This window comes from Phaeospirillum tilakii (genome assembly GCF_042683125.1).
Taxonomy (GTDB): domain Bacteria; phylum Pseudomonadota; class Alphaproteobacteria; order Rhodospirillales; family Magnetospirillaceae; genus Phaeospirillum; species Phaeospirillum tilakii.
Genome location: NZ_JBHUIY010000003.1, coordinates 104344 through 119992 on the forward strand (window position 1 = coordinate 104344; position 15649 = coordinate 119992).

Consider the following 15649-nt stretch of genomic DNA (forward strand, 5'->3'; position numbering starts at 1 on the left):
CTGCCGCCCTGCGGCGGATCGGCCGAGGAAGGGGCGCCGGGGAAACCCGGCGCCCTTTTCGTTTGCCCCGCCCACCGCTTGGAAGGAGGGGGCGGCGGTCGGTGACGATCGCCGCCCCTGGCCGTCAGGCCAGCAGGCTGCGCAGCATCCACGCCGTCTTTTCGTGCAGCTGCATCCGCTGGGTCAGCAGGTCGGCGGTGGATTCGTCATGGGCCTTGTCGACCACCGGGAAGATCGAGCGGGCGGTGCGCACCACCGCCTCCTGCCCCTGCACCAGCTGGCGGATCATTTCCTCGGCCGGCGGCACCCCGGTTTCCTCGCTGATCGAGGACAGCTCGGCATATTGGCGGTAGCTGCCGGGGGCGGGGAAGCCGAGGGCGCGGATCCGCTCGGCGATCAGATCGACCGCCAGCGCCAGTTCGTTGTACTGCGCCTCGAACATCAGGTGCAGGGTGTTGAACATCGGGCCGGTGACGTTCCAGTGGAAATTATGGGTCTTGAGATACAGCGTATAGGTGTCGGCGAGCAGCCGGGCCAGCCCGGCCCCGATCTCCTCCCGCGCCCGGTCGTCGATGCCGATGTCGATCCGGGGGGCCCCCTGCGCTTTGTCCTTGGCCATTGCTCTCTCCCTATCCCTATGGGTTGGTGCGATGGCCCGAGTGTGCCTTGCTGGCGCATTCATTTCAATAGAGGGCTTTACGTGCCTTGTTAAAAAAATTCCAGTGAGCAGTATGCCGCCGTCCGGAGGGCGCCCTTCCCGGCGCCGCCGGCCCAAGCCTATGGCCTACCCCTTCCTTCTTATAATGATTTCCGTATCACCTCTGGTTTTTTCGAACGGTTCCAGCTAAAATCATCCTCGGATACCCCTCGTCCCTGTCACAAGGCGCCTCCCATGACGATGATGACCGTCCGCCCCTACAGCCAAGCCCTCGATCGCCTGCGCGCGGTCGGGCTGCGTCCGACCCGCCAGCGCCTGGCCCTGGCCCGATTGCTGTTCGACGGGGGCGACCGTCATATTTCCGCCGAACAGCTTCATTCCGAGGCGATGGCCAGCAACATCCGGGTGTCGCTGGCGACGGTCTACAACACCCTGCACCAGTTCACCGATGCCGGGCTGCTGCGCGAGATCGTGGTCGAGTCCGGCCGATCCTATTTCGACACCAACACCTCGGACCACCACCATTTCTTTTACGAGAAGACCAGCCAGCTCTGCGACATCCCGCCCGAGCTGATCACCGTCACCAAGGTTCCCAGCGCCCCAGCCGGCCACACCATCCGCCGGGTTGACGTCATCGTCCGCGTCGACGGCTGAGCCGGCCGCTTTTTCCGAACGGCTGAAGGCTCTTATCGGGTCCCTGGGGGGGCGATTCGCGGGCTCTGCCCGCACCCGCCAAGGGCCGCAAGGCCCTTGGAACCCTTTCCCTGCCCTTCGCGCGGCAAACATCCGCGCCCAAGCTGACAGGCCGTTCCGCGCCCGACCCTCAACGGGATCCAAGGGCCTTGCGGCCCTTGGCGGGCGTGGGCGGAGCCCACATCCCCCCCCAACGGTTCCGGTCCGGCCGGCGCTCGCCGCTGGCGCGGCGGGGGCTTTCATGCTATTGCCCCGCGACACCCGCCCGGCATGAAATCGCCCTGGAGGCCCGGATTGGACGCTGCGACCACCCCCCCTTCACCCGGCGCGGGTGCGCGCTGGCGTCCGGTGCTGTGGGTGAGCCTGCTGACCGTCGGGCTGGCCCTGCTGCATGCCGGGGTGGCGGCCAGCGGCCTGCTGTCGGGCGATGAAGCCTATTACTGGCTGTGGTCGCGCCGGCTGCAACTGTCCTATTTCGATCATCCCGGCATGGCGGCGTGGTGGCTGGCGGCGACGCGCTGGCTGCTCGGCGACACCGAACTGGCGGTGCGGCTGCCCTCGGTGCTGGCGGCGGCGGCGGTGACCCTGCTGCTGTACGACACCACCCGCCGCGCCTTCGCCTCGACCGCCGCCGGCCTGACCGCCGCGCTGTGGCTCAATCTGACCCTGCTGTTCGGCGCCGCCGCCGTCACCGCCACCCCGGACGCGCCGCTGCTGGTGTTCTGGGCGCTGGCGCTGTGGGCGATGGTGCGGCTGATGCGCGGCGGCGGCCTCGGCTGGCTGCTGCTGCTGGCGCTGGCGCTCGGGCTCGGCTTCACCGCCAAATACACCGTGGTGCTGATCGTCCCCGGTCTCGCCGTCACCTTCCTCGCCTTCCGCGCCGGCTGGCGCTGGCTGCGGCGGCCGCTGGCGCTGGCGGCGGCGGCGGGGCTCGGCCTCGCCTGTACCCTGCCGGTGCTGCTGTGGAACGCCCGCCATGACTGGGTGTCGTTCCGCAAGCAGCTGTCGCATTCGTTCGACACCCCGGTGGCCGATCCGCTCGCCAGCCTCGGCACCTTCCTCGGCACCCAGGCCGGGCTGGTGACCCCGCTGCTGTTCGGCTTCTGCCTGTGGGGCATTGGCTGGGCGCTGTGGGCCGGCTGGCGCCGCCACCGCCCCGACTGGTTCGTGCTGGGGGCCACCGCGCTGCCGGTGCTGCTGTTCTTCGCCCATCACGCCTGGGGCGGACTGGTCCAGCCGCATTGGGCCGGCCCGGCCTGGCTCGGCGCGATCGCCGCCGCCTGTGGCGGCTGGCACGCGATCGGCGCCCGCTTCAAGGCCGGGCCGCGCTGGCGGCTGGCGCGGCGGCTGTTCGTCGCGGCACCGGTCCTGGGCGGCGTGCTGGTCGGCGTCGCCTACCTCCAGATGGCCACCGCGCTGCTGCCGATTCCCCCCAAGCTCGACCCGCTCGGGCGGCTGGGCGGCTGGGACCGGCTGGCCCAGGCGGTGACGGCGCAGCGCGCCGCCCACCCCGACGCCTTCGTCTTCGTCGCCAAGCACGAACTGAGCGGGCTGCTGACCTTTTACCTGCCCGACCATCCCACCGTGTTCCTGACCGGATCGGGCGGGGTGCCGCGCATTCCGTCCTATGATGGCGCCGACGTCGCCGCCCTGCCCGGGCGCGACGGCCTGTTCGTGATCCGCACCGGCACCCCGGCGGTGGAGGACATCGCCCGCTTTTTCGTCCGGGTCAGCCGGCTCGACGGGATCGAGCGGCGCTGGGGCGGACGGGCGATCGACCGTTATGAGATCTGGCTGGGGGAATCCTATCAGCCGGGCCTGTTCGAAGAGAGGAGGGAGCTGCCGTGAAGGTCGACAGCATGCGCCGGATCGATTTCTGGGTGGGCGTGCCGCTGTGCGCCGCCCTGACCGCCTGGCTGTGGCTGTGGCGACGGCTGCGGCCGGGACGGCCGGCCCGCTCCGGGCGCAACCTGCTGTTCATCGAACTGTCGGAGATGGGCAGCACCATCCTGGCCGACCCGGCGATGCGGCGGGCCCAGGCGCTGTTCCCCGAGGCCGGGCTGTATTTCCTGATCTTCACCGCCAACCGCGCCAGCCTCGACATCATCGGCACCATCCCGCCCGAGCGGGTGCTGACCATCCGCGCCGATTCGTTCGTCACCCTGGCCTTCGACAGCCTGCGGGCGATCCTGGCGATGCGGCGGCTCGACCTGCACGCGGCGATCGACCTCGAGCTGTTCTCGCGCTACAGCGCCCTGCTGACCTTTCTGTCCGGCGCGCCGGAGCGGGTCGGCTTCCACCGCCTCGCCAATGAGGGGCTCTATCGCGGCGAGCTGCTGACCCGCCGCGTCGCCTATAATCCGCATCACCATGTCGCCAAGAGCTTCCTCGCTTTGGTCGAGGCGCTGGCCGAGCCGGCCGACACCTGCCCGCACAGCAAGGCGCTGATCCCCGACGCGGCGATCCGCCTGCCGCCCTTCACCCCCGCCCCGGCCCGCCTTGCCGCCTTCCGCGACCGGCTGCGCGCCGCCTATCCCCAGCTCGCCCGCCATCCGCGCTGGATCATCCTCAACCCCAACAGCAGCGAGCTGATGCCGCTGCGGCGCTGGCCGGCGGAGCGTTACCGCGCCCTGGCCCGCCGCCTGCTCGAACGCGACGGCGTCGCGGTGCTGTTCACCGGCACCGGCTCGGAACGGGCCGAGGCCGAGGCGCTGGCCGCCGGGCTCGATCCGGACCGGGTGGCGGTGCTGTGCGGCTTCACCCGCCTCGACGAACTGCCGCTGCTTTATTCGCTGTGCGCGGCGATGATCACCAACGACAGCGGCCCGGCCCATTTCGCCGCGCCGACCGGGCTGCGCACCGTGGTGCTGTTCGGGCCGGAGACGCCGGCGCTGTACGGCGCTCTCAACCCCAACGCGCGATTCGTCTTCGCCGGTTTGGCCTGTTCGCCCTGCGTCTCGGCCGCCAATCACCGCAAAACCCTCTGCACCGAGCCGCGCTGCATGAGCGCGATCGAGGTGGAAATGGTTCTGGATCAGTTGGATGCCTGAAGCCCGCCGCGACCGCCCGACCGCACCGTTTCGGCCGGGTCCGGCCGGGGTTTGTCTATGCGTCACTAATTCGTAATGTCACTGGTGGTTTCCCCCGCCAAGGCTCTATATATGTCCTCCCCCCTCGTTCGGCCGTGCCCACGGCCCTGGCCAGCCAAGGAGTGATCGTCGCCTTGAAACCCCTTGACCCTATCCTGATTTCCGGTCGCGAGGTCCTGCCTCTTGTCGAGGGGGGCAAAGGTGTCAACATTTCCACCGGGATAAGTTCGGGGGCCTGGGCCGCGGCCGGTGGCGTCGGCACCTTCTCCGGGGTCAATGCCGATTATTACGACGAGGACGGCAACCCGGTGGCGATCCGCTACCACGGCAAGACCCGCCAGGAGCGGCACGCCGAGCTGATCGTCCAGGGCATCAGGGGGGGGATCGCCCAGGCCCGCATCGCGCACGACATGGCCGGCGGCCAGGGGCGCCTGCACATGAACGTGCTGTGGGAGATGGGCGGGGCCGAACCGATCCTCGAAGGCATCCTCGAGGGGGCGAAGGGGCTGATCCACGGCGTCACCTGCGGCGCCGGCATGCCCTACCGCGTCGCCGAGATCGCCGCCCGCTTCAACGTCTATTACTACCCGATCATTTCCTCGGCCCGCGCCTTCCGCGCCCTGTGGAAGCGGTCCTACCACAAGGCGCCCGGCCTGCTCGGCGGCGTGGTCTACGAGGATCCCTGGCTGGCCGGCGGCCATAACGGCCTGTCCAACAGCGAGGACCCCGCCACCCCCGAGGCCCCGTTCGGCCGGGTGCGCGAACTGCGCAAGGCGCTCAACGAATACGGCCTGACCCAGGTGCCGATCTTCGTCGCCGGCGGGGTGTGGTGGCTGAAGGAATGGGAAGAGTTCATCGGCAATCCCGAGATCGGCCCGGTGGCGTTCCAGTACGGCACCCGCCCGCTGCTGACCCGGGAAAGCCCGATCTCCGACGCCTGGAAGCAGCGCCTGCTGACCCTCAAGCCGGGCGACGTGCTGCTGCACCGTTTCAGCCCGACCGGCTTCTATTCCTCGGCGGTCAAGAACGCCTTCCTGCTCGAACTGTGCGAGCGGCTCGACCACCAGATCCCCTACTCGCCCGAATGCGTCGGCGACCACGTCGCCGAACTGCCGATCGGCGCCCGTGGCCGCATCGTCTGGGTCACCCCGCATGACCGCCAGCGCGCCGAGGGCTGGATCGCCCAGGGCTTCTCGGTCGGGATGCGCACCCCGGATTCGACCCTGGTCTTCGTCCGCCCCGAGCGGGCCGAGGCGATCCGGCGCGATCAGGTCGAGTGCATGGGCTGTCTGTCGCAGTGCCAGTTTTCCAACTGGGCCCAGAACGAGACCGGCACCACCGGCAAGAAGGCCGATCCGCGCAGCTTCTGTATCCAGAAGACCCTCCAGGCGATCGGCCATGGCGCCGACGTCGAGACCGAGCTGATGTTCGCCGGCCACAACGCCTACCGCTTCGGCCAGGATCCCTATTACGCCGGGGGCTTCATCCCCACCACGCGCGAGCTGATCGAGCGGATCCTCACCGGGGAATGACCCCGCCCCGGGAGGCGGACCAACCGGTCCGCCTCCCGGCTGCTTTCTCCATCGAACGATAGATCCCCCCGCCCGATCGGCAGTTCCCGATCGGCGCGGCGCCTCCCGTTGCGGTCGATCCGGGCTTGCCTTTTTTCGCAGGCCAAAGATCATGGAGGGACGGCAACGGCGGGTGGTGACGGCAATGGCGCGGATCCGACTGGGGCGACGCGGCTGGTGGGCGCTCGGCACGGCGGCGGGACTGGGCTCCCTGGCGCTGGCCGGCTGGCTGCTGCCGGATGCCGGGCTGCGCTGGGGCCTGATCCGCACCCTGCGCGATTACGGCATGGTCGAGGTCAGCGTCGCCGACAGCGCCCTGTCGCTGTTCGACGGCCATCTGGTGGTGCGCGACGTGGTGGCGCGGCCGCCGCTCGGCAGCGCGCTCGGCATCGGCGATTTCGCCCTCAATTTCCGCTGGGGCCCGCTGTTCCGCCGGCAGGTGGTGATCGACCGGCTGGCGCTGACCGGGGTCACCATCGACATCCAGCGCGAGGCCGGCAGCGACGTGATCGTGATCAACGGCCTGCCGCTCGCCGCCGGCGAACCGCCCCCGCCGGCCGGCCAGCCGGCCCCCGCCCCGTCCCCCGCCCGCGCCGCCAAGACCCCGGGCTGGGGGGTCGATCTGACCGAACTCGACCTGACCGACAGCCGGCTGCATCTGGCCAGCGGCCCACTGGTCGCCGACATCGCGATCAAACACCTGCATGTCGCCAACCTGCACAGCCGCAAGCCCGATCTGCCGGTGAGCTTCAGCCTCGACGGCAGCCTCAACGGCGCGCCGGTGACCCTGTCCGGCACGGTGCTGCCGTTCGCCGCCGAGCCCGCCTTCACCCTCGACGCCTCGGCCAGCGGGCTTGATCTCGCCGCGATCGCCGCCGGGCTGGCCGAGATCGGCCTGACCGAGGCCCGGGGCGCCGCCGACCTCGCCGTCACCGCCAGCGGCCGGCTGGGCGCCGACGGGGCGCATGTCGAGGGCCAGGGCCGGCTCGACATCGCCCGCGCCGCGTTGGCCCAGCCGGTGACCTTCCGCGCCGACCGCTTCGCCCTCGCCCTCGGCCATCTGACCTGGGCCGGCGGCCAGCTCGACCTCGACGGCAGCGCCGAGGCGGCCGGGCTGACCATCGATCTCGGCGGCGGCACCGCGCTGGCGGCGAGCAAGGCCCGGCTGGAAACCCCGGCGGCGCGACTGGTCGGCCGCCATCTCACCGCCCAGGGCAGCCTCGACACCGAAGGCTTCGCGGTCAAGGGCAGCCCGCCCGCCCTGACCGCCGCGCGCGGGCATTGGGCCGGCGACCTCGAGTCCGACCGCGGCGCCCCGTTCCGCATCGGCGGCACGGTGACCCTCGACGAGGCCAAACTGGCCGACCGCGCCTATAGCGGGCAGGCGGGACGGGTCAGCCTGACCGGCCGGCTGCTGACCACCCCGGCCGGCGCGCCCTTCCCGCTGCGCTCCGACGGCGCGCTGGAAGCCGGGCTCGACCGGTTGCACCTCACCGCCGGCGACATCTCCGCGACGGTCGGCCAGACCCGCCTCAGCGCCCGGCTCGAACCGGCCCCGGCCCGTTCGGCCCTGCCGCTGACCCTGGCCGGCCCCAGCCGGCTCGAATTGCGCGACGGCCGCCTGACCGCCGGCGAGGTCGCCGCCAGCCTGGGCCACGGCGAGGTCACCGCCGAACTCGCCCCGGTGCCGGCCGGCGCGGCGGTACCGGTGACGGCGCGCGGCAAGATCGCGGCGGAGCGGCTCGCAATCGGCCCGGCCCGGGGCCATGAGGAGTGGCTGGCGGTGGAGCGGATCGCCGGCGACGAACTGGCCCTGACCCGCGACGGCCACGCCGGCGCCGCCCGCATCCGCGCCGAGGGACTGGCCGCGCTGCGGCGCACCGGCGGCAACGCCTATCCCTGGCGGATCGAGGCGCGGGCGCTGCGGCTCGACCGCCCCAGCCATGACGGCCGCACCACCCGCGCCGAGGAAGCCCGGCTCGACGATCTGACCCTGCGCCTGACCCGCACCGGCGAGGGGCTGCTCGGCTTCAGCGCCGCCACCGCCGCCACCGGCACCGATGACGGCCGGCCGCAGCCGCCGCCCCGGCTGGCGCTGGGGCGGGTGGTGGTGGCGGGCGCCAGCCGGCTGACCTTCCACGACCGCACCCTGCCCGAGCCGCTGCGGCTGGAGGTCAGCCCGATCGACCTGACGATCGAGCGGCTCGACGGCACCCACCCCGATCACGACAGCCCATTCCGCCTCGCCACCGCGATCGGCAGCGCCAGCATCGCCGCCAGCGGCACCCTGCGCCCGTTCGCCTCGCCGCCGGGCGGCCGGATCGACAGCCGGATCAGCGCGCTCGAACTGCCGCCCTTCTCGCCCTACGTCGCCGACGCGCTCGGGCTCCAGCTCCGCACCGGCCATTTCGACGGCACCCTGCGCGGCGAGGCCAAAAGCGGCGCCCTCGACGCCGGGCTCGACCTGACCCTGTCCAATCTGGCGATCGCCGCCCCCGATCCCCACGCCCCGCTGCTGCAACGCACCGGCCTGCCGATCGAGACGGTGCTCGACCTGCTGCGCGACGGCGAGGGGCGGATCAAGCTGTCGATCCCGGTCAAGGGACGGCTCGATTCGCCCGATTTCGATTTCAGCGACGCGGTCAATCAGGCGATCGGCGGCGCGCTGTCGAGCGCGGTGATGACCACCCTCAAGGTCGCCTTCCCGCTGACGGCGCTGATTTCACTGATCGGCGAGGACAGCGACGGCGGCCGGCTGACAGTCGCGCCGCTGACCTTCGCCCCGGGCGACGCCAGCCTCGGCGACGAGCAGCGGGCATTGCTCGACCGCGCCGCCACCCTGTTGCAGGGGCGGGCCGGGCTGCATCTCACCCTGTGCGGCAAGGCCACCCTGGCCGAGGGGCCGGTGGTGGCGGCGCGGCGCCGGGCCGATGACCACCCGGTGCTGAGCCGGCTGCAACGGCTGATCGGCGCCGAACCGCCGCCGCCGGGCGAACTGACCGCCGAGGACCGCGCCGCGTTGCAGGCCCTGGCCGACCGGCGCAGCGCGGCGGCCAAGGCCTATCTGGCGGAAAAGGCCGGAATTCCGCCCGAGCGGCTCTATTCCTGCCGGGGCGAAATCGAGGAGGGGAACGACAAGGCGCCCCGGGTCGATCTGCTGCTGTAGAAACGCGGGCTCCGCCCGCCCCCGCCAAGGGCCGAAGGCCCTTGGATCCCTTTGGGGATCGGCGATACGGCCGATGACGTCGCGGAGATTGCCATCGTTGCCTCGCGCGATCCGGGCGCGACATTCACCGCCACGAACAAGGCAGCCCTCAGACGACGCTGACTCCGTTGATGCGCCGCTTACGCAAAACCGCGTGGAACCATGATTGGCGGCAGCGATAGGCTTGCTCCAGCGTCAATTGCTTAGGATTGGTTCGCCATGTCGACCGCCTTGAAATTGCAGCCTTCCTTGCCTGCCGACGTCCCCACCCCGTGCCGCACCCAGATCCTCCTCGCCGCCACCGCCGTCCGGGCGAGTGACCGGGTGGTGGTGATCGGGCCAGGGTCGTTCGATCTGCTGCTCGGGTTGGCCCGGAACGGCTGCAAGAGCGCCACCACCCTACGCTCCCCCGCGCGGTGCCGGAGCGAGGTGAGCGCAGCCGACGTGGTCTGCTTCACCGGTATCGAGGCCATCGACGCCGACTTGGCCACCGCCATCGATCACCTGGAGACGCCCCGCATCGTCACCATCCAGCTGACCCGTGACAGTGCCAAGGCCGGGCTTGCGTCCATTCTCGATCAATTGCGTGCCAAGGGCTTTGCCGATCAGGCGATCACCCAGGCCGGCGGCCGGACCCTGGTGGTGGCGTCGCGCCCCGCCTGGCTGCGTCGCGTCATTTAGGAGATGCCCCGATGTCCAGCAATCGCCTCGATCACCTGGGCGGCTCCATGGTCGCGTTGGTCACCCCCTTTACCGATGGCCGGGTCGACGAGGAGGCGTTCCTTCAACTGTGCGAGCGCCAGATTCGCGCTGGCAGCAGCGCCCTGGTGCCCTGCGGCACCACCGGCGAAGCCCCGACCCTGTCCCATGCCGAGCAGATCCAGATCATCGGTTTGGCGGTCCGGGCGGCGAGGGGCCGAGTTCCGGTGATCGCCGGTGCCGGCTCCAACTGCACCGCCACCACCATCGAATTGGTGCGCCACGCCGAAATGCTCGGCGCCGACGCGGCGCTGTGCATCACGCCGTATTACAACCGCCCGTCCCAGGAAGGCTTGTTCCGCCATTTCGAGGCGGTACAGGCCAGCACCACCCTGCCGATCATCCTTTACGACGTGCCGAAGCGCACCGGGATCACCTTGGAGTTGGAGACCATCGTCCGGCTGGCGCAATTACCCAACATCGCCGGGCTCAAGGATGCCTCCGGCGACATGGCGAAGGCGGGACGGGTGCGCTATTCGGTGCCGCCGGAATTCCTGCGGCTGTGCGGCGACGACGATCTGGTCGCCGACCATCTGGCGCTCGGCAGCCAGGGCTGCATCTCGGTGATCGCCAATGTCGTGCCCGCCCTGTGTGCCGCCCTGCATCAGGCATGGGCGGCCCATGAGTACCGCCGCACCGCCCAGCTCGCCCATCAACTGGCCGAGCTGAACACTGCCCTGTTCGTGGAGAGCAACCCGGTACCGGTGAAATGGGCGCTGGCCCGTCTCGGCCAGATCAAAGGCGAACTCCGCCTGCCGCTGACCTCCCTGCAGGCGTGCCACGAGCAGCAGGTTCAGCGTGCCCTCCAGGCTATCCTTCCGGCAGAGGCACAGGCGGCGATCGGCGTGGAACGGTTCGCTGCCGTGGCGTAATCACCAAACGACATCGACCAGCCCCCGGGCCGATATCTGGAGTCAGAAAGCCGAGGGAACAATTTCACGGGAAAGTTAAGTATGCCGCCATGTGTGGGCCGTCAGACCGGCCGCCCTTTGAACGGATCCGTTCGGCGGCCGGCAAGCCCGCGCGGCGCCTGAACGTCACCGTCTCGGCCTGAACTGACCCCGACGGGTCAGTTCATTGGCCGGGCGGTATCAGGCGACGTTTACGGGGGCCGACCTCGCGCGAATTGAGCCTGCGAAAAGGAAGGGGGGCATCGCCCCAAATGGACTTGGGCGAGTGCCCAACAAGAGAACGGTGTTGACCTCAGATGGTGAAGTCGAGTTTCTGGGCGGCCTCGCTCGGCACGCCGTCGCGATAGGCCCGCATGCACAGCTCGTCGATGCTGATGCCGTCGAGCCGGGCCATGATCTCCTCGCCCAGGTCGCCCCACATCGGGCGGATCACCTGACGGCCGAGGGCGGAGGCCGGCGGTTCCTCGGCACCGTCCTCGATCGTTTCGAGATTGCGCACCACCCGGACGATCTCGCCGACCGAAATGCGGCGGCGTTCGCGGGCGAGGCGATAGCCGCCGCGCGGGCCGCGCACCCCGACCAGGATCCCGGCCCGCACCAATTGCTGCAAGGTCTGTTCGAGATAGCGGCGGGGAATCCCCTGGCGGCGGGTGATCTCGCGGCTCTGCACCGGCTCGCCGCCGGCATGATAGGCGATGTCGAGCACCGCCTCGATCGCGAACAGCATCTTCTTGGACGGTTTCAGCATCCCCCTAGCGTCCCTTCTCCGTCCCGGTCGAGCCGAACCCGCCGCCGCCACGCGCGGTCGCGGCCGAAAAGGCCTCGACCACAGCCAGGGCCGGACGCACCACCGGGACGAACAGCAACTGGGCGATGCGGTCGCCCGGGGCGATCACGATCGGCTCGGTCCCCGGCGCCGAGCGGTTCCAGGCGCTGATCATCACCTCGGCGGTGTAATCGGCGTCGATCAGCCCGACCGCGTTGCCCAGCACCAGCCCCTGTTTGTGACCGAGCCCGGAGCGCGGCAAAACCAGCGCGGCGACATGATCGTGACCAATATACACCGCGATTCCCGAGGGTATCAACTGAGCCGGCGTTTGGGGGTGTAGAATCAGCGGATTGTCCAGACAGGCGCGCAGATCGAGCGCGGCGGCCTGCTCGGACTGATAACGCGGCAGCCCCCATTGGTGCAGGCGCTGATCGAGCACCCGCACCTCGACGCGGGGCAGCAGGACGGACTCGGGCATCGACGGGGCTCCCTGGGGCGGCGGTGGATTATTCGGCCAGCGCGGCGGCGATGCGCTGGGCGAGGCGGCGGCCGACCTCGCGCTTGCTCATCCGCGGCCAGCTTTCGACGCTCTCGCCATCGAGCAGATGAACGGTGTTGTCGGCCCCGCCGAACGAGCTGTCGTCGCCCTCGGCCACGCTGTTGGCGAGGATCCAGTCGCAGCCCTTGCGCTGGCGCTTGTCGCGGGCATTGTCGAGCAGCGCCTCGGTCTCGGCGGCGAAGCCGATCACCAGACGCGGCCGGTCGGCCTCGGCGCGGGCCAGGGTGGCGAGGATGTCGGGATTGGGGGCGAGCTGGAGCACCGGCGGCGGCTCGCCGATCTTCTTCTTGCGCTTCTCGGTCGAACGGTTGACCACCGTCCAGTCGGCCACCGCCGCCGCGCACACCGCGATGTCGGCCGGCAGCGCGGCGCGCGCCTCGTTCAGCATCTGGAGCGCGCTTTCGACCCGCACCACCGTGCAGCCGGGCGGATCGGCCAGCGCCACCGGGCCGCTGACCAGGGTGACGCGGGCGCCGAGTTCGGCCAAGGCGGCGGCGATGGCGTGGCCCTGGCGGCCGGTCGAGCGGTTGGCGATGTAGCGCACCGGGTCGATCGGCTCGATCGTCGGGCCGCTGGTGACGATGGCGTGGCGGCCGGACAGCGGCCCGGCCCCCAGCAGCGCCTCGATCCGGGCGACAATCGTCTCGATCTCGGCCATCCGCCCCTCGCCGGTCTCGCCGCAGGCCAGGGTGCCGGCGGCGGGGCCGACCCGCTCGACCCCCCGCGCCGCCAGTACGGCGAGGTTGGCCTGGGTGGCGGGATGGTCCCACATCCGGCTGTTCATCGCCGGGGCGACCAAAACTTTCTTGTCGCTGGCCAGCAGCAGGGTGGTGGCGAGATCGTCGGCCAGCCCGACCGCCATCCGCGCCAGCAGATGGGCGGTGGCCGGGGCCACCACCACCAGATCGGCCTCGCGGGTCAGGCGGATATGGTCGATCCCGCCGGGATCGGCGGCATGGCCGAACATCTCCTGATGCACCGCCTCGCCCGACAGGGTGGCGAGCGACAGCGGAGTGACGAACTCGGCCGCCGCCCGGGTCAGGACGCAGCGCACCTGGGCGCCGCGCTCCTTGAGGCGGCGCACCAGATCCAGCGACTTGTAGGCGGCGATGCCGCCGGAAAGGATCAACAGAATCCGCCGGCCGTCGAGCACGCTCACTCTCCCCACAAACGATCGATTTGATGCGGCGTCACCCTAGCCGCCGCCGGGGCCGGGATGCAACAGGACTGAGAGCGGGCGCTGCCCGCACCCAGCCCCGGGCCACAGGGCCCTTGGAACCCTTTCCCTTGTCCGGCGTGCCCCGACCATCGAGGGGATCCAAGGGCCTTGCGGCCCTTGGCGGGCGTGGGCGGAGCCCACATCCGGCTCAGAACAGATGGCCGCTGCGCCGCGCCTTGGTGCGCAGATAGCCCTGATTGTGGTCGTTGGAGGGAAAGACGTGGGGCACCCGCTCGACCACATCGACGCCGTGGCGGGCCAGCGCCTCGACCTTGCGCGGATTGTTGGTCATCAGCCGCACCTTGTGGATATCGAGCCGGTCGAGCATCTGCGCGGCGGGCAGATAGATCCGCTCGTCATCGTCGAAGCCGATCTGAAGATTGGCGTCGAGGGTATCGAAGCCGGCATCCTGCAACTGGTAGGCCCGCAGCTTGTTGACCAGGCCGATGCCGCGCCCTTCCTGGGCGAGGTAGAGCAGCACCCCGCTGCCGGCGGCGGCGATCTCGGCGATGGCGCCGCGCAGCTGGTCGCCGCAATCGCAGCGCAGCGAGCCGAGCAGGTCGCCGGTGAAACATTCCGAATGCAGCCGGGTCAGCACCGGCCGGGCCGGGTCGGGATCGCCGATCACCACCGCCAGATGCTCGATGCCGCCGTCGGAGGGGCGAAAGGCGACGATGCGGGCGTTTTCCGCCTGGGCCAGCGGCACCCGCGCCTCGGCCACCGGGCGCAGCGAGCGGGCCACCGTCACCTGATGGCGCAGCACCGCCTCGGCCTCGACGGCGAGGCGGTCGGCGGTGGGAGCGGTCAGCGGCACCACCAGCGCCGCCGGCAGCAGCCGGGCCAGCTTGGCCAGGGTGACGCAGGCCTGATCGAGCCGGTCGCCCGGCAGCGCCGGTTCGGGCCGGAGCGACGCGGTCGCCTCGGCGCAGGGATTGGCCAGCAGCGACACCTGCTCGGCGTCGCCGCATTCCGGCCCGCTCAGGCGGCCGACCGCGCCGGCCTCGTCCTCGCCGAGCCCCAGCGCGGCGAGGCGGCGGCCAGTCAGCAGCAGCACCGGCGGAATGTCGGACAAGGCGGCGAGGCGGGCGAGGCTCTGCCCGGTCACCGCCTCGGCGGCCAACATCGCCACCCGGCGCTCGGGCGCGGTCACTTCGACGATCTGGCCGCGCCGCAACTCGGCGATGGCGCGATCGACCGCGATCATCGGGCGATCCACCTCCGGCTGGGGGCGGGGGCTGAGGTCAAGGCTGGGGGTCATCGCGGGGGGGCCTTTCGGTCGCGGCGGTGGCCTGAGGGGGACCGGCCGGAGCATTCCGGCCGGCGCGGCGGACTCAGGCGCCGCAGCACTTCTTGAACTTCTTGCCCGAACCGCACGGACAGGGATCGTTGCGCCCGGGCAGATCGTTGTGGCGGGTCACCGGCATCATCTTGCCGACATCGCCATCGACATAGACCCAGCGCCCCTGATCCTTGCGGAAGCGCGACAGTTCGAGGTGGGTTTCCTGCTTGCCATCATAGACGAACTTGGCGCGGAAGGCGACGCGGCCGGCCTCGTCCTCCGGCCCGCCGGCCTCGGTCGCCAGGATGTCGAGCCCGACCCATTCCGAATCGCGCGCCCACTGCTCGGTGTCGGCGCGGTTGAAGCGGTCGCGCCGCTCCTCGGCCAGGGTGTCGTGCAGGTAATCGATCGCCTGGACGGTGAAGGCGGTATAGCGCGACCGCATCAGCGCCTCGGCGGTCGGCGGCAGCGCGGCCCCGGTGATGTAGGGCTGGCAACAGGATTCGTAGCTCCGGCCGGAGCCGCAGGGGCAGGACGACGTCATCGGGGCCTCAGAGAGTGATCAGGTGGGACAACAGCAGCGGCACGACCCGGTCCACCAGGACGATTGCGCCAAATAAACACAATAAAAACAATATGTTAAGCCGAGTGATCCGGGGATGGAGCCCCCATTCGCGCCGCCGACGCTCCGGCGCGCGGCGCTCGGGCCCGGCCACCAGGGTCAGGAAATAGCGCCGGCGGCCGAACGGCAGCGACAGGCGGAAGTCGATCGGGAAGCGGCGCCAGTTCATCGGGGTCGAGGCCCGCCACAAAGCGGCGCGCTGCTCGGGGGTGAAGGACTCCACCACCTCGGGGGGGAGATTGACCAGCATCGCCGCCAGCGGCGAAGACTCCCGCCCGCTCGGATCCTCGTTCACCTCTGCCCCCTCCCCTGCCC

Annotated in this window: 14 protein-coding genes; 7 read left to right on the forward strand and 7 right to left on the reverse strand. The window is 70.6% G+C overall.

The genetic code is table 11. From position 1 onward, the window contains the following. Nucleotides 1–124: 124 nt before the first annotated feature. A complete protein-coding gene (locus ACFSNB_RS02540; RefSeq protein ID WP_377314206.1) occupies nucleotides 125–619 on the reverse strand; it encodes a Dps family protein in 495 nt (164 codons plus the stop codon). A gap of 273 nt (nucleotides 620–892) precedes the next feature. On the opposite strand from ACFSNB_RS02540, the gene irrA reads away from it, so the two are divergent. The 7 genes from irrA to dapA all read left to right on the forward strand — a co-directional run bounded on the left by irrA (nucleotide 893) and on the right by dapA (nucleotide 10847). Then, nucleotides 893–1312 (forward strand): iron response transcriptional regulator IrrA, encoded by a 420-nt coding sequence (irrA, locus tag ACFSNB_RS02545; protein ID WP_377314208.1) that lies wholly within the window; start codon nucleotides 893–895, stop codon nucleotides 1310–1312. A gap of 396 nt (nucleotides 1313–1708) precedes the next feature. Further along, complete coding sequence (locus ACFSNB_RS02550; RefSeq protein WP_377314210.1) at nucleotides 1709–3199, forward strand: ArnT family glycosyltransferase; 1491 nt, start codon at nucleotides 1709–1711, stop codon at nucleotides 3197–3199. Beyond that, the gene (locus ACFSNB_RS02555; protein WP_377314212.1) at nucleotides 3196–4401 is read left to right on the forward strand and encodes a glycosyltransferase family 9 protein; all 1206 of its coding nucleotides are present in this window, start codon (nucleotides 3196–3198) and stop codon (nucleotides 4399–4401) included. Before ACFSNB_RS02550 ends, ACFSNB_RS02555 begins: the two co-directional genes overlap by 4 nt. 173 nt (nucleotides 4402–4574) lie before the next feature. Continuing rightward, nucleotides 4575–5972 carry an NAD(P)H-dependent flavin oxidoreductase gene (locus ACFSNB_RS02560; protein ID WP_377314214.1) on the forward strand — a complete coding sequence of 466 codons (1398 nt, stop codon included), beginning with the start codon at nucleotides 4575–4577 and terminating at the stop codon, nucleotides 5970–5972. 151 nt (nucleotides 5973–6123) lie between these two features. After that, nucleotides 6124–9177 (forward strand): DUF748 domain-containing protein, encoded by a 3054-nt coding sequence (locus tag ACFSNB_RS02565; RefSeq protein WP_377314216.1) that lies wholly within the window; start codon nucleotides 6124–6126, stop codon nucleotides 9175–9177. 258 nt (nucleotides 9178–9435) lie between these two features. Beyond that, entirely contained in the window at nucleotides 9436–9897 is a 462-nt protein-coding gene (locus tag ACFSNB_RS02570) for a hypothetical protein (protein WP_377314218.1), read from the forward strand. Between the two features lie 11 nt (nucleotides 9898–9908). Beyond that, complete coding sequence (gene dapA / locus ACFSNB_RS02575) at nucleotides 9909–10847, forward strand: 4-hydroxy-tetrahydrodipicolinate synthase (protein ID WP_377314220.1); 939 nt, start codon at nucleotides 9909–9911, stop codon at nucleotides 10845–10847. A gap of 331 nt (nucleotides 10848–11178) precedes the next feature. On the opposite strand, the gene ACFSNB_RS02580 is transcribed toward dapA, so the two are convergent. The 6 genes from ACFSNB_RS02580 to ACFSNB_RS02605 all read right to left on the reverse strand — a co-directional run bounded on the left by ACFSNB_RS02580 (nucleotide 11179) and on the right by ACFSNB_RS02605 (nucleotide 15629). Further along, the gene (locus ACFSNB_RS02580) at nucleotides 11179–11634 is read right to left on the reverse strand and encodes an RrF2 family transcriptional regulator (protein ID WP_377314222.1); all 456 of its coding nucleotides are present in this window, start codon (nucleotides 11632–11634) and stop codon (nucleotides 11179–11181) included. Between the two features lie 4 nt (nucleotides 11635–11638). Beyond that, the gene (gene dut / locus ACFSNB_RS02585) at nucleotides 11639–12133 is read right to left on the reverse strand and encodes a dUTP diphosphatase (RefSeq protein ID WP_377314224.1); all 495 of its coding nucleotides are present in this window, start codon (nucleotides 12131–12133) and stop codon (nucleotides 11639–11641) included. A gap of 28 nt (nucleotides 12134–12161) precedes the next feature. Beyond that, nucleotides 12162–13367 (reverse strand): bifunctional phosphopantothenoylcysteine decarboxylase/phosphopantothenate--cysteine ligase CoaBC, encoded by a 1206-nt coding sequence (gene coaBC, locus ACFSNB_RS02590; RefSeq protein ID WP_377314373.1) that lies wholly within the window; start codon nucleotides 13365–13367, stop codon nucleotides 12162–12164. A 214-nt stretch (nucleotides 13368–13581) separates the two neighbouring features. Continuing rightward, nucleotides 13582–14691: a GTP cyclohydrolase II gene (gene ribA, locus ACFSNB_RS02595; protein WP_377314225.1), complete on the reverse strand. Its 1110-nt coding sequence runs from the start codon at nucleotides 14689–14691 to the stop codon at nucleotides 13582–13584. A 73-nt stretch (nucleotides 14692–14764) separates the two neighbouring features. Further along, nucleotides 14765–15256, reverse strand: a complete 492-nt coding sequence (locus ACFSNB_RS02600; RefSeq protein ID WP_377314227.1) for a YchJ family protein — start codon at nucleotides 15254–15256, stop codon at nucleotides 14765–14767. A gap of 7 nt (nucleotides 15257–15263) precedes the next feature. After that, the gene (locus tag ACFSNB_RS02605; RefSeq protein ID WP_377314229.1) at nucleotides 15264–15629 is read right to left on the reverse strand and encodes a hypothetical protein; all 366 of its coding nucleotides are present in this window, start codon (nucleotides 15627–15629) and stop codon (nucleotides 15264–15266) included. Nucleotides 15630–15649 lie beyond the last annotated feature (20 nt).

Coding starts and splice junctions, on each gene's coding strand:
- dut (WP_377314224.1), bottom strand. CDS start 12,133: ATGCCCGAGTCCGTCCTGCTGCCCCGCGTCGAGGTGCGGGTGCTCGAT.
- ACFSNB_RS02600 (WP_377314227.1), bottom strand. CDS start 15,256: ATGACGTCGTCCTGCCCCTGCGGCTCCGGCCGGAGCTACGAATCCTGT.
- ACFSNB_RS02580 (WP_377314222.1), bottom strand. CDS start 11,634: ATGCTGAAACCGTCCAAGAAGATGCTGTTCGCGATCGAGGCGGTGCTC.
- irrA (WP_377314208.1), top strand. CDS start 893: ATGACGATGATGACCGTCCGCCCCTACAGCCAAGCCCTCGATCGCCTG.
- ribA (WP_377314225.1), bottom strand. CDS start 14,691: ATGACCCCCAGCCTTGACCTCAGCCCCCGCCCCCAGCCGGAGGTGGAT.
- ACFSNB_RS02565 (WP_377314216.1), top strand. CDS start 6,124: ATGGAGGGACGGCAACGGCGGGTGGTGACGGCAATGGCGCGGATCCGA.
- dapA (WP_377314220.1), top strand. CDS start 9,909: ATGTCCAGCAATCGCCTCGATCACCTGGGCGGCTCCATGGTCGCGTTG.
- ACFSNB_RS02570 (WP_377314218.1), top strand. CDS start 9,436: ATGTCGACCGCCTTGAAATTGCAGCCTTCCTTGCCTGCCGACGTCCCC.
- ACFSNB_RS02540 (WP_377314206.1), bottom strand. CDS start 619: ATGGCCAAGGACAAAGCGCAGGGGGCCCCCCGGATCGACATCGGCATC.